12 protein-coding genes and 4 tRNA genes are annotated in these 13,541 nt (G+C 49.1%); 6 read left to right on the top strand and 10 right to left on the bottom strand.

Annotated elements, in window-relative coordinates:
* Nucleotides 1-79 precede the first annotated feature (79 nt).
* Nucleotides 80-1,738, bottom strand: a complete 1,659-nt coding sequence (locus tag A8709_RS33185; protein WP_065859417.1) for a response regulator — start codon at nt 1,736-1,738, stop codon at nt 80-82.
* Between the two features lie 419 nt (nt 1,739-2,157).
* Here A8709_RS33185 and A8709_RS33180 point away from each other — a divergent pair, with 419 nt between their 5' ends.
* From A8709_RS33180 to A8709_RS34845, 4 genes are all read left to right on the top strand, one after another.
* A complete protein-coding gene (locus A8709_RS33180; protein ID WP_065859415.1) occupies nt 2,158-3,114 on the top strand; it encodes an AAA family ATPase in 957 nt (318 codons plus the stop codon).
* Nucleotides 3,115-3,116: 2 nt separating this feature from the next.
* Nucleotides 3,117-4,250, top strand: a complete 1,134-nt coding sequence (locus A8709_RS33175) for a DUF58 domain-containing protein (protein ID WP_065859413.1) — start codon at nt 3,117-3,119, stop codon at nt 4,248-4,250.
* The gene (locus A8709_RS33170; protein WP_065859411.1) at nt 4,231-5,604 is read left to right on the top strand and encodes a DUF4129 domain-containing protein; all 1,374 of its coding nucleotides are present in this window, start codon (nt 4,231-4,233) and stop codon (nt 5,602-5,604) included. The genes A8709_RS33175 and A8709_RS33170 overlap by 20 nt, the downstream gene beginning before the upstream one ends.
* Nucleotides 5,605-5,799: 195 nt before the next feature.
* A complete protein-coding gene (locus tag A8709_RS34845) occupies nt 5,800-5,970 on the top strand; it encodes a hypothetical protein (RefSeq protein ID WP_155993910.1) in 171 nt (56 codons plus the stop codon).
* A 112-nt stretch (nt 5,971-6,082) separates the two neighbouring features.
* Here the strand turns inward: A8709_RS34845 and A8709_RS33165 are convergent, their stop codons facing one another.
* The gene (locus A8709_RS33165) at nt 6,083-6,307 is read right to left on the bottom strand and encodes a hypothetical protein (protein WP_065859405.1); all 225 of its coding nucleotides are present in this window, start codon (nt 6,305-6,307) and stop codon (nt 6,083-6,085) included.
* Complete coding sequence (locus A8709_RS33160; RefSeq protein ID WP_065859403.1) at nt 6,300-6,569, bottom strand: zinc ribbon domain-containing protein; 270 nt, start codon at nt 6,567-6,569, stop codon at nt 6,300-6,302. The genes A8709_RS33165 and A8709_RS33160 overlap by 8 nt, the downstream gene beginning before the upstream one ends.
* Before the next feature lie 221 nt (nt 6,570-6,790).
* On the opposite strand from A8709_RS33160, the gene hprK reads away from it, so the two are divergent.
* Both hprK and A8709_RS33150 read left to right on the top strand, forming a co-directional pair.
* The gene (gene hprK / locus A8709_RS33155; RefSeq protein ID WP_065859401.1) at nt 6,791-7,705 is read left to right on the top strand and encodes an HPr(Ser) kinase/phosphatase; all 915 of its coding nucleotides are present in this window, start codon (nt 6,791-6,793) and stop codon (nt 7,703-7,705) included.
* Nucleotides 7,706-7,791: 86 nt separating this feature from the next.
* Entirely contained in the window at nt 7,792-8,685 is an 894-nt protein-coding gene (locus A8709_RS33150) for a hypothetical protein (protein ID WP_065859399.1), read from the top strand.
* A gap of 53 nt (nt 8,686-8,738) precedes the next feature.
* On the opposite strand, the gene A8709_RS33145 is transcribed toward A8709_RS33150, so the two are convergent.
* From A8709_RS33145 to A8709_RS33115, 7 genes are all read right to left on the bottom strand, one after another.
* Nucleotides 8,739-10,748 carry a transglycosylase domain-containing protein gene (locus tag A8709_RS33145; RefSeq protein WP_065859397.1) on the bottom strand — a complete coding sequence of 670 codons (2,010 nt, stop codon included), beginning with the start codon at nt 10,746-10,748 and terminating at the stop codon, nt 8,739-8,741.
* A gap of 143 nt (nt 10,749-10,891) precedes the next feature.
* Nucleotides 10,892-11,770, bottom strand: coding sequence for an aldo/keto reductase (locus A8709_RS33140; RefSeq protein ID WP_065859499.1), 879 nt, complete (start codon nt 11,768-11,770; stop codon nt 10,892-10,894).
* A 59-nt stretch (nt 11,771-11,829) separates the two neighbouring features.
* Nucleotides 11,830-13,029, bottom strand: coding sequence for an MFS transporter (locus A8709_RS33135; protein WP_065859396.1), 1,200 nt, complete (start codon nt 13,027-13,029; stop codon nt 11,830-11,832).
* 132 nt (nt 13,030-13,161) lie between these two features.
* A tRNA-Pro gene (locus tag A8709_RS33130) sits at nt 13,162-13,235 on the bottom strand.
* A gap of 20 nt (nt 13,236-13,255) precedes the next feature.
* Nucleotides 13,256-13,332, bottom strand: a tRNA-Arg gene (locus tag A8709_RS33125).
* 11 nt (nt 13,333-13,343) lie between these two features.
* A tRNA-Gly gene (locus A8709_RS33120) sits at nt 13,344-13,418 on the bottom strand.
* Between the two features lie 43 nt (nt 13,419-13,461).
* Nucleotides 13,462-13,541 (bottom strand) — tRNA-Leu (locus A8709_RS33115).

Here is a 13,541-nt window from a genome sequence, read left to right as displayed (position 1 = left end):
GTGTCGAGTATAACGTTATATAAAGCCTTAAGCAGCGCGCTTACTCTGCGTCTCAACGCTGTTCTCCCCTTTCCAGTCTCTACAGCCCCTTGGAGCTGTTATTTCGATATTCCTTCGGGGAAACGCCGACATTTTTGCGAAAAGAGAACGAGAAATAATTGGCATCTGCATAGCCAACCTTTTCTGCAATTTCCAGCGCCTTCATATCCGTCGTGCGCAGTAATTCTTTTGCTGCTTCCATGCGAATGTGGTTCAAATAATTGACGAAGGTCATTTTCGTTTCTTTTTTGAAAATAGAACTGAAATACCCCGCGCTGATATGTAAATGCCCACACACCTTATTGATATTGATATCACCCTCATGGAAGTGGCTTTTCGTATAATCCTTGGCCAGCTCCACCAAATTTTTATAGGTATACTGCCGGTCAGTGGCAATGTGATTCATCATGCTCGCACATAGCTCCGCCAGCCAATGCTTCGCTTCCTCCAAGGAAGTAAACTTATTAATTTCGGTAAAAGGAATGAAATTCTCGCCAAATACCTCGTCGACATTCAGACTCGAATCCTTCGCTGCTTTTAGAATGCAGGTGAGAATTTCAAGCAGATAGATCTGGTAATCTTTCACCGACACCCCGGCCTCGATTCCCTGAAACAGCTCATCCATCGTCTCTCGAATCTCTTGGATCGTCCCAACTTTAATACAGCGCGTGAGTGAATGATCCTTCACATCGTCAAACCGAATCTTATCGACGCTGCGCTTCTCCACATCATCAATATAAATAATCCGATTGCTGCCTAGAATCAGCCTGTAATCGAGCGAAAGATCCGCGTCTTCGTACGAATAGCTAAGTTTGGTAACATCGCTGATCACACTGCCAATCCCAACAGTCAGAGTGAACTTTAGATATTTTTCCACACTCTGCCGCACTTCTTCCAGCACGCGCATCGTTTCTTGCAACGCCGCTTCCTTGTCCTTATTCTCCCTCGCAGCTAATAACACAACCTGATCGTTGTGCATAAAAACGAGGCCGAGCCCACGCTTATTCGCGATTTCTTCTGTAATATTTAATAGGGCAAAATATTTCAGTGCCTGATCTTCCGAGTATTTCAGCGATAGTGACTTCGTTAGTTCCTCCCGATTGTCGGAATCCTCTTCCGAAATGAACACCCCGTCAATACTCAAAACGGCCACGACATAATTATTTCCGCTGAGCTCAATTCCGTAGTTCGCCGCCTTCTCAAACACCTCGTCCCGCGGAAGCTTGCGATTCATTAACGTCGCTAAGAAATTCTCTTTGAGCACCGGCATGCTCTTACGGTAATGCTCCTTGAGCAGCTGCACATCCTCGCGATGCGCAACTTCTTCTTGAATCTGCACCTTCACCTTGAGCAGCGCATTCACTAGCTCCTGCGCCGAGAAAGGCTTCAGCACATATTCATCAATATGCAGCTTAATCGCCCGCTGGGCATACTCAAATTCATCATGCCCCGTGAGGATGATCAGTTTAATCGTTGGAAAGCGCTCTCTAATTGCTTCAGCTAGCTGCAAGCCATTCATGAATGGCATCTGAATGTCCGTCACCACCACATCCGGCTGCAGACGTTCCACCATTTCCAGTGCTTCTTTCCCATTCTCTGCCTTGTCCACAACTTCAAAGTCAATTGCTTCCCAATTTATCTCACGGACGACACCTTCCCGCACGTCCTCTTCATCATCCACCAATAGCAACTTATACATACTGATCCTCCTAGCACTCCCCAATGTGGAAGCCTATTTCTCGTCGCATAGCATATCACCACCATTGTACTCACTGCTCTTCCAATATACAAATGAATCTCCGAGCTGAATCAGGAAACATTGGTAAAAATCCCCTGATGGGTGTTAAAATTGAGGGAGTATCCTCGTAACTACGTTCCTTCCTATGAGGTAATTGTAAGCTGTACAACATTTATAGACACATATCGCCTTATTGCTCCCTGATGTTGTATTCCATACAACATTATAAAGTAGAATAGCCGGAAAACTGGCTAAATCCGAGTAATGTGTTGCATGAAGTGCAACATAGACACACCATTTGGGCTTTTAGTGTTACGAGAGTTGTATGAAATGCAACATGGAACTTATTCACAGCATTCATCATTTAGGAGGTTAATCATTTGAATATCGCACATATCGGACGTATCACTTCCCTTATCAAAGAAAACGTTAGTCGCGTTATTATAGGCAAAGACGACACAGTCGAGCTCATGGTCATCGCCCTCATCGCTTCCGGTCACGTGCTGCTTGAGGACGTGCCTGGCACAGGCAAAACACAGCTGGCCAAAGCGCTAGCCCGCTCCCTGGATGGATCGATGAAGCGCATCCAGTTCACACCTGACTTGCTGCCATCGGATGTAAGCGGCATCAATTTCTTCAACCAGAAGCTGGGCGAATTCGAATTCCGCCCAGGACCGCTCTTCGCGCACATCGTGCTCGCCGATGAGATCAACCGCGCGACGCCGCGAACACAGTCCAGCTTGCTGGAGAGCATGGAGGAGCGCCAGGTCAGCATCGACGGGGAAACGCGCAAGCTCGAAGCGCCGTTCCTCGTCATTGCGACGCAGAACCCTGTCGAGAATCAGGGGACCTTTCCGCTGCCGGAAGCGCAGCTTGACCGCTTCCTGATGAAGCTCTCGCTCGGCTACCCGACGGCTGCCGAGCAGGTCTTGATTCTGCAGCGCTACCAGCAGCAGGATCCTCTGGATACGTTGCTGCCGGTCGTGAGCCGCCCGGAGCTGCTCGAAGCGCAGCACCTGTTCACGCAGGTGCGCGTCGGCGATGAACTGCTGCACTATATCGTGCAGCTCGCGGAAGCGACGCGCACGCATGCGGATGCCGCGCTCGGCGTCAGCCCGCGCGGTGTGCGCGCCTTGATGAAGGCGGCGCAAGTGTACGCGGCGCTGCGCGGCCGCGACTACGTGCTGCCGGACGACGTCAAGGCGCTGGTGCGGCCCGTCTGGGCGCATCGCATTATGCTGCGTACACGCTCGCGCCAACAAGATCAGCAAGTGCTCGCGCTGCTGAACCATGTCCTGGCCACGACCCCTGTTCCGACTGAAGTGAAGCTGGGGTAACCATGAGCATAAGCTGGATTGTGATCATCGCTGCCCTTCTGTTCTTCCTCCAGTTTCGGTTCTTCGCCCGCTGGGGGTTTCGCGGACTTCGCATCGAACGAACCTTCAACACAACACACTGCCATGTTGGTGATGAACTTCTCATGATCGAAACGATCGTGAATCGCAAGCTTGCACCGATTCCATGGCTGCGCTTAGAATCCACGATCCACGCAGGGCTAATTTTTAACCAAATGAATAATCTCGAGGTCAGCAGCGGCTCTCTTTTTCAAAACCATCGCAGTCTGTTCAGTCTCATGCCCTATACGCGCATTGTTCGGCGTCATCGTGTACAGGCAGCCAAACGCGGCTGGTATAAGTTAGAAACGATAGCTGCCACTATGGGGGATTTGGTCGGTATGCAAGCGGCCTCTACGACACATCGGATTTTTGTCGAGCTGCTCGTGTACCCTCGCTTAGTCCATCACGATGACATTCCGATTCTTTCCAGTCGATGGCAAGGGGATGTCACGGTTGAGCGCTGGATTATGTCGGATCCGTTTCTCGTTTCTGGTGTCAGGGAGTACCGCTACGGTGATACGATGAACAGTATTCATTGGAAAGCCACAGCTCGGAGCCAGAAGCTCCAAGTCTACAATCGCGAATTCACGGCAGATCCGAGACTGTTAATTGTGGTCAATAGCCAAGTCACAGAAACCATGTGGGATGCGGTCACCGATCCCGAACTCGTCGAGAAAGCCCTCTCCTATGCTGCCACCCTTGCTGAACACGCGGTAAGCCGAGGTATTCCTGTTGGGTTTGGTTATAACGGTTGGTTGCAGCATGAGCCCGGAGTGCCTGTCTACTGCGCACCTGAAGGAGGTTGGGGACAGCTCGAGCATCTGTTCCAAACGATGGCGAAGCTCGCCATCTCTTGTGCCCGCTCTTGTGAAGACTTTCTCGATTATGGCATCGAGCTGGAATCGGAGGCGCTGGATATCATTTTGCTGACTGCATTCGTTTCTGACAGCATCGCCCAAAGTATAGCGCGACTAGAAGCATTAGGGCATTCGGTGTTTATCGTTCCCTTAACGCATAACCTGCTCAGCCTGAATGAACAGGAGGTGGCTTCCACCCATGCCGATGCCCTCTCTTGATCAACCAGCTTCTCGTGTTTCCTTTTCCATTCGCAACTATGGACTCGCACTCTTGTTCAGCTTGATCGAGCTCATCATTTTTGCCCCGTTAGTTGTTCTAGCGCAGGTTTATACGTTGGATAGCCTGCTTGGGTTCACTTGTGTACAACTCGTGCTCAGCTTTATCCTCGGGACCTTCTTCGGGCAGCTGAGATGGCTTAATCGAAAAGGTTATGAATTGCTAATCTGTCTTCTTCTAGGCTGCGGCTTATCTTTGTTATTCCAATCCAGTCCTTGGCATATCGCTGTCAGCTCGGTTATTGGAGCTTTGCTCGTCTTTAGAGGCATCCGCTGCACCAAAGATGGTTGGATCTCCCTCTACGCACCAGGAGCTTTTGTTATCTCTGGCGTGATGTACTTCTTCGGCGTTCCTATCATGGTACGTATAGCCCTTCTTCACCCGTACCATATTGCCTTAAACGGGTTCGGTTTTGCTACTCTGATCCTGTTCTTCTTCATCACGAATCGTGCCCAACTCCTATCAGCTACCCTCGCGGGTAATGATCGGGCTGCCGCTTCGTCACTTTCTCAAACCGTGAAACGCTCCAGTCGCATCTGGTTAATCGGGTTTGTTGCCGTAATCGCTGCTGTGGCTTATTTCCAACAAGTGAAGCAAGGCCTCATTCGCCTCCTTCACGGCTTCGTGGCTTGGCTGCTAGGTCTCATGTCATCTGATGCACCGCCCGACGTGCCCGAGGCCAGCCCTTCGGCGCCGCCACCCATGCAATTACCGCCCGCTGCACCGCATGAGCCCGGATGGTTCGGGATCTTGATGCACTACGTGCAGCTCGTCGTGGGCTATGCGCTTGTGATCGCACTCGCTCTTGCCATCATCTATCTCCTGTTAATGAAGCTAGCACCTGCTCTGCTCTCACTCCTTCGTCGTTTCCTGAAGCGATCGATGTGGCGTGATCAAGGTGATCCTACAGAAGGATATACAGATGAGAAAGAAGCCCTTCTCAACTGGAAAGAGCTTCCTAACCTCTGGTGGCAAAAAGCAAATGCCAAGCTATGGCCTGGATCGACCCGCGAGCCCTCCTGGTCGCAATTACCGAACAATCAGGAGCGCATTCGCTTCCTCTATCGTTTGTTGATTGGGCAAGCTGGTAAAAGCGGCTACACCTTCAAAAAATCGTTAACCCCTAACGAAACAGGCTGGGAACTTACGCATCAAACGCAGCTATCTGAGGCATCCGTTCGCGCACTGACAGCCACCTATAATCGCGTGCGCTACGGGCGAGAGATGGTTTCCGACGAACAGCTTGCCCAAATACTCCAAACGATTGATCCAAGCCTACGGAGTCAGCTTAAGTAAGCTCAACGAGTAACTCACCCTTGTATAGGGTGGGTTTTTCTCATGTATCCTAGCCCATACGTATTTTTTACCATTTTTCTACTTAATTTGCTCCAAAATCCACCACTTCTTCCGTTTTGAAAATAACATTCACATATTTTCAAAACGACGCATATACATAATTGTTTGAATACATTCGATTGAGGTGGTTTTGAGATGTTAGCATTAAAAACCGGATCAGAAAAAGAAGAAGTGCTTCACACGCTTTACGAAATGGGCTTGGATCAAATTGCGAGATGGATTTTGGTGTTACCCGAAGACAGGTGGGAAAGCATGTTTCTCTCTACATGGCCAACACTTGCCAAAAAATGCGGCTTCCACAGATAGCTGCTTTTACATACAGAGAGGATATGAAGTAAATGCTCCAACTAGAAAACGCTCTACACCACCAAGGTGAAGAGCGTTATTTTTTCGTTATAGCCTGTCCATCTTTTACTGGTTATTCCCTCTCCACAACACGTGCAACAGACCGCTGGCACGTTTTACATTTCCCTTCCAACACAACACCGAATTTATCCGTACCCACTGAATAATCAATAATCGTTGTTTCACCTTTACAGTTTGAACAATAGACATTCGATAACAGACGCGTTCGAAATTGTACAGGAATCGCAAGCCATTCTTTCATTGCTGCGAAGGATTGAACATTATTTTTACTACTCATGAGACGACCACCTCTTCAACTTCGGAATATTACGTGTAAAAAGGCCCGTTAGAAACCGCGGAAAACCAAATTCAACCATCTTCATCTTCACTCGTTCTTTCATCTGATCTACTGTGAAATCAGGCATTGTAAATTCACCGTTCTGATAACAATGACTGCAGTACATCTTACTCTTCGCACCTGACTTCTCCGTTCCTCCGCCTTGCTCATCACGAGCAAGAGGCATTCCACAACTTTGGCAATTCTTGTACACGTCACCCATGTTCCATGCATTCCCCTTAAGCTTTTCCTTTCATCATACCAACTTAGCAGTCAAAAGCAATGAAAAGCTAGGAATTCGCGCCTTCAAGCGCTTTCATTAGCAGGATTATAGCCACGCTAAAGAGAATTTAATAGAGATCGATCAACAGCCAATGTCACATTACTTCCCAAGATCCCAGCTTTCCTAATGGATATACATCACCACGAAGGAGGACCCACCGTTTGAAACCTGTCACCGTGCAAGACCTCGTTGAACGCTTTTCACTCGAAATTCTCGCTGGTCATTCGGAGCTCCACCGGCCGATTACCAAATCCAAAGCACATCGGCCGGGCCTCGAATTTGTCGGCTATTTTGAATATTTTCCACAAGCGCATGTGCAGTTGTTAGGACGCAAAGAAATTACTTATTTGCATAGTCTTAGCGAAAATGAACGGAATTTGCACATTGGTAATATTGTTAAATATCACCCGCCTTGTTTCGTCGTTACGCGAAATCAGGAAGGCTTGAAATACTTAACGAAATACTGCGAAGAAGAGCAAATCCCCCTTCTCCGCACCAGTGCCTCTACGAGTAAATTTCAGGATTTAGTCGATTTGTATTTGAGTAAATCCCTAGCGCAAGAGATCGCAATCCATGGGGTTTGTGTCAATGTATCAGGGATCGGTATCCTGCTTCGCGGCAAATCCGGGGTTGGCAAAAGCGAAACAGCCCACACCCTCATCCGCAGAGGACATCGCTTAGTTGCTGATGATATTGTCGTGCTGAAGAAGATTAGCCCAGAAACCCTGCTCGGCACGCATAATGGTAAAACAAAGGAATTCCTCGCGCTGCGCAGCATCGGTCTGATTAACGTTTCACGGCTCTACGGCCGTAAAGCATTTCAAGACGAAACCCGCATCGTGCTCGATATCGAGCTTACGAAGTGGCAGGAGCATGCGCTCAACAATGATCTGGAGTTGGAGCCTCGCTTCACGGATTATATGGATATTCGCATCCCCCATATCGAAATCCAGCTTCAACCCGGTCGTGACGTCGCGGGCCTAGTTGAAGCTGCCGCCAACAGCTGGTATTTGCGTCAGCAGGGCTACAGTGCAGCGGAAGAATTCATGCAGCGCTTGCAGTCCGACACGAACTAAATAGCATCGCCGGTTGCAATAACTATATAGACGTACCGTCCCAAAACCTCCCCTCGCCTCGAAAAGTGTGAGCGGAGGTGTTTTACATGCGTACACGATTGAAAATCATTCTTATTTCTTGTCTTTCAGCAGCTCTAGTGTTCGGTGGTTGGACAGCCTATGCCGCAACTTCATCCACGACACCAACATCAACAGCGATCACTGGCAAGCTAGTGAGCCTATCCAAGGATACCATCACTGTGCATACAGATAGCGGGGATCAAACCGTCCCTTTGGCCTCATCCGTCTGGGTCTATCTCAATGATAACAAGGCGCAGCTCAGTGATTTACACACGGATACTCAGCTTGAACTTATTTTAAACAATAAAGGCCAAGCTGCTTATGTTAAAGGATCTTCTGGACAGTCTACAGAACAAGCCACAGAGACGACCAACGTTTCCGATACCGTTTCTCCAAACCCAACTGCGCCAAGCGATCAACCTGCCAGCGAAGCGCCAATGTCATCGGCTACACCACTCCCTACACCAGTGAAGCCGCATGACACTGCTCCAGCCGCAAAACCTGCGGGGAAGGATACTAACATGGAGGATATGGATGTAAACGTAGAGGGACAGCATTTCAACCTGCATATCAAGCAAAACAAAGGCCCCCATGGACAAGACTATGATTTGACGATCCAGTCTCCACATGCCGGCAAGCTTCATCTTACTGGATTTCAAGCCCAAGCTTGGATCTCTAACTTACTTGGTTCGGTGGACATCACCGCCGCAGGTGCACAACAGGCATTAAAGCAGCAGCTTGCCAAACAGTATGCCCTCGATGCCAATAAGCTGAACATGCATGTAAAAGTAAGTTCCAGCAACAACGATAACGAGCATGAAAAAGAAACCGAAAAAGAAATGAAGAAACCAAAGGGCAAAGAACAGGACAAGGATAAAGAGAACGATAACAAACATGGAAACAGTAACAAACATAACTAAGTCGTAATCCGCAAAAGCCCTCGACGTCCACCATGGACTGCGAGGGCTTTATGCTATTTATGTTTCCCTTTTCCTTTACCATGCTCAGCTGGTTTGTGCTCATCCTTATTGGATGGCCCTGGCGAGTCATTCGCAGGAGCCTGCCCCTTCGAATCTCCTGGCTTAGACTGCTGCGCAATGTCCACCATCGGAACGTCAAACGGAACAATAGGCGCTTGCGCTAACGCACGACTGAGCATTTCACGAAATAGGACAGCAGGCACGGCACCACCTGAAGTTGTTAAATAATGCGTTGCATCTGTCCGGTCATAGCCGACCCACACAGCAGCTGTCAACTCCGGCGTATAGCCAACGAACCAAGCATCTTTGGCACTTCCGCTGCCCACTCCCTCGAATTCCTTCGTCGCTGGAAGCTGCGTCGTACCGGATTTACCAGCTACAGGCCGATTCATCGCCGCATTCTTCCCCGTTCCCTCAGCAACGGCCGTCTGGAGCATCGCAGTCATTGCATCTGCCGTTTCCACCTTCATCACGGGAACGCCCTTCGCTTTTGCTTGAACGAGCAGATGACCATCGCTTGTCTCGATTTTGGAGATGAAGTGCGCAGGCTGCATAACTCCCTTATCCGCAAAAGTGCTAAAAGCTTGAGCCATCCCCAGGGGTGAAACACCCTCTGACAGCCCGCCCAATGCGATGCCTAGTTGTCGATCTTGTGCCGGCAAGGTAATGCCTAGAGACTTTGTAAATTTTAGACCATAATCGATACCGATTTCATGTAAAAGCCACACCGCAGGCACGTTCCAAGACGACGTGATCGCTTCTTGCATCGACACCTGCCCTCTTGATTGGTGATCCCAATCTTGGGGTTGATAACCTTCAATATTTAGTGGACCATCATACAGCATCGATGAGGGCTTATATCCTGCTTCTAGTGCAGGGCCATACACAGCGATTGGCTTAAAAGTAGATCCAGGTTGTCTTTTCAACTGTGTGGCATGGCTGAAGCCTCGAAATACCCCCACACCTCTTCCGCCAGCCAGTGCTCTCACACCGCCTGTTTTCTGATCAATGAGTACAGCCCCGCTTTGAATCAGCTGATCTGGCTTGCTCGCTGGGAATAGACTGTCATCGTTATACACTTCTGTCACAGCTTTTTGCACCGTTGGATCCAGCTCTGTGGTAATTCGCAGTCCGCCTGTCAGCAATTGCTCCTCAGTAAAGCCATACAGCGTAACGGCCTCATCGATGACAGCATCCACATAGGCGCGATTTTGCCCCTCTGCCGTATCTGTGTTGACCGTCTTGACTGCTCCTAGCGCAGATGCTTTTGCCTTCTCATACGCCTCCGGAGATATTTTGCCTTCCTCTTGCATCAGCTTTAGGACGGTATTCCTTCGTTCCAATGCCTGGTCTTCATTTTGAAATGGGGAATAGTGACTAGGAGCTTTCGGCAATGCAGCCAGAACCGCTGATTCAGATAGCGTAAGATCAGATACATTTTTATTAAAATAAGTTTTCGCCGCCCCTTGCACGCCCCAACTGCCTTCTCCGAAATAGATCCGATTCAGATACATCTCCAAAATATCGTTCTTGCTATAGGTCGCATCAATTTTGATCGCATACGCAGCCTCCTTCAGTTTCCGACCTACCGTTTTATCCGCTGTCAGGAACAGATTACGAGCCAACTGTTGGGTGATGGTGCTCGCTCCTTCGGAGTAGCTTCCTTTCAGCACGTCCCGTGCGACAGCGCGGAAAATAGACTTCATATCCACGCCCTTGTGCTCATAGAACCGTCTATCCTCCACAGCAACAATCGCATCTACGAGCACCTGTGGAATTTCCTCAAATTTAACGGCATTAATCTTTGATGCCGATAACTGTGATGCTTTTTGACCATTCTTATCGAGCACTATAGATGCCTCCGGCAGCGGCTGATTCAACAGGGATACATCAAGTCCTTTTATATACAAATAGCTAAATAACACGATACCCAGACTGATGATCAGAACTGCGCCAACCCCCGCTTTCCACCAGCGCTTTGCTATCATCTTTAATTTAAACATCGGTATGCCCCCTTACGTACCTCATAGATATTCGCAAAGCATCTCGTATAAGGGACGTATGGGTTGCAAAAAACGCCAAAAAAACCTCTAGCGCAACATGCAGCTGAGAGGCCTTTCTGTTTAAAATGTTCACTTCCACCGCATCAAGCTATCGAAGTCGGCGAACCAAACACACTCGTATACCCGCTAATTCCGCGCAGTATCCGTTCCATTTCGTCTTTGTTCATCGAACCATAGCGCTCCACCGCATCCACAATTTTCGGAAATAAGCCAACATCGCCAGCGCTCGCGAACCCGCACACCCCTGGGAACGACAACACGAAGTGCACACAGGCATCAATAATCTCCTGCTGATCAAAAGGCTCATACCACGTCGCATAAGGACGCTCCCCTCCTTCAATCCAAGGTGCCTTCGCAATCGCTTTGATCACCCTAACTGCCGTCTGCTGCTTCGCTGCTTCCTCCATTAAAGCATCAACCGCCTCCCGATACTCCGGCAGCCCGTACATATAGTAATTCAGTGGAAAAAGAATCGTAGCGAAAGGGAATCTGCGCAGCGCTTCCAAATGAACCGCAGGAGCCTCATGCCCGTGGCCTGTGATTCCGATATCCGTCACGATACCCTCACTTTGCGCCTCCAAAGCGGCTTCTAACGCCCCGCCCTTCGCTGTACAGCGGTCTAACTCTTCCATCGACCCTACGGCATGCAGCTGGAGCAGATCGACTGAGTTCACCTTCATTCGTTCTAACGAGCGATAGATTTCTTCCTTCGCTTCCTTTTTCGATCTTTGCCCTGTTTTGGTGGCTAAAAAAATATCATTCCGCACCCGGCTAATCGTTGGGCCCATCCGCAATTCGGCATCGCCATAGCTCGCCGCCGTATCGAAGTGATCCACCCCATGCTCCAGTGCGAACGCGATCGAAGCATCGGCTACCTCCTGTGTCACCTGACCGAGACTCGCAGCACCAAACATCACCACAGAGGTTTCCTTATTCAAACGTCCCATTGTTCTTTTCATCATCATGAAGTAGCTCCTTCCTATTTCTATTGTTAGCGATACTCTCACTCTTAATCTTCTTTCTACTCCGTAACAGCTTGTTTCATTTGTTTCCTGAGGTTCGTCTGTAACCAACCTGCTGCAATAAGCAGTGCACAGCCCGTAAGTAAAAAGACGGAATGAATACCTACCCATCCACCCAAAAATCCGCCAATTAAAGGACCAATCATCATGCCCAATTGATTCGAAGTTTGGTTCAAACTCATAGCCCGACCCCGAAACTCAGAGGACGAATTTTTCACAATGAGCGAATTCAACGCCGGATATACCGCCGCGAAGAATAACCCATAACTGAAACGAAGCACACCGAAAGCGATTAAATTATGCGCAGCTAACTGCAGTAAGTTCCCAACGCCTCCGCCGAGTAAGCCGATGAGCAGTGTTTTATCGTACCCAATCCTTTGCCCAATAATTCCCCATCTGGAACCCATGATCACTGTCGCCACGCCGACAGCCGAGAAAATAATGCCTGAGCTTAAGGACGCCCCTTTGGCACTTCCGCCAATTTGAACCACATAGATCGTCAGCAAAGGCTCTAAGATCATCACCGAAGTAGCCACTAATAATGTTAATCCGAAAATGGAGAGTAACCGCTTATTCGCTGTCGCCTGCTTAATATCTTGCAGCACACTCGGGCGTGCTCCTTCTTTTTTCGTGTGAATCTCCTTCACGCCTACTACCGCGATTACTGCTGAAATGAGTACAATAAAGCCTGACACGAGGAAACATTCCCTCGTCCCTACCCAATGGCTGAGCATGCCGCCCAGCAGCGGTCCTAGAATGCCACCTGCCGCTGTGGCCGTAGACATGACACTCAGTGCATAGCCCACGTGCTTCTCTGGTGTGTTCGTGCTCACTAGTGCCATCGATGCGGGGATATAGCCCGCCATAAGACCTTGCAAAACACGTACCACAATGAACATATAAGGATCATTCACGAAAAAATTAAGAAAATAGACTGCGCTTAGGCTCAGTCCTGATCGAAGCAACATCGGTTTTCTGCCATATTTGTCAGCTAGCGAACCCCAATACGGTGCGATCAAAGCACTCGCCAGAAAGCTCACAGAGAACGTAATGCCCGACCAAGCCTCCAAACCGCTATGTATACCTAGATCCTCTTGTAAAAATATAGGGATAAAGGGGATCGACAGTGTGTACGCCATCGCGCAAAAGAATGCCCCAATCCATAAAATAAATAGGTTCCGCCTCCAGCTTAGCTCCATGTTATCTTGTCATCCTCCTCTTCCAGTTCTACTATACACCAATAGAAACCTGAATCCCAAGTTTTGTCATAGCAAATGAAAAAAGCATAGACACAATCAGCATTACGCTGACAGTCTATGCTTTCTTCTTGATCGGGACGACACGATTTGAACATGCGACCCCCTGCTCCCAAAGCAGGTGCTCTACCAAGCTGAGCTACGTCCCGATACTCTAATTCTAAAAAAATGGCGCGCCCTGAGAGATTCGAACTCCCGACCTTTTGATTCGTAGTCAAATACTCTATCCAGCTGAGCTAAGGGCGCTTACTAAAAAATGGAGCGGAAGACGGGGATCGAACCCGCGACCCTCGCCTTGGCAAGGCGATGCTCTACCGCTGAGCCACTTCCGCATAGGGATCCCCAAGCCGTAAGTTACGACTTGGGGATGTTTGATGCGCGTAGAGGGACTTGAACCCCCACGGTCACCCGCTAGATCCTAAGTCTAGTGCGTCTGCCAATTCCGCCATACGCGC

Source organism: Paenibacillus pectinilyticus, from assembly GCF_001700435.1.
Classification (GTDB): Bacteria; Bacillota; Bacilli; order Paenibacillales; family NBRC-103111; genus Paenibacillus_E; species Paenibacillus_E pectinilyticus.
The sequence above is the reverse complement of the archived record's forward strand: the minus strand, read 5'-3'. Positions and strand labels throughout refer to the sequence as shown.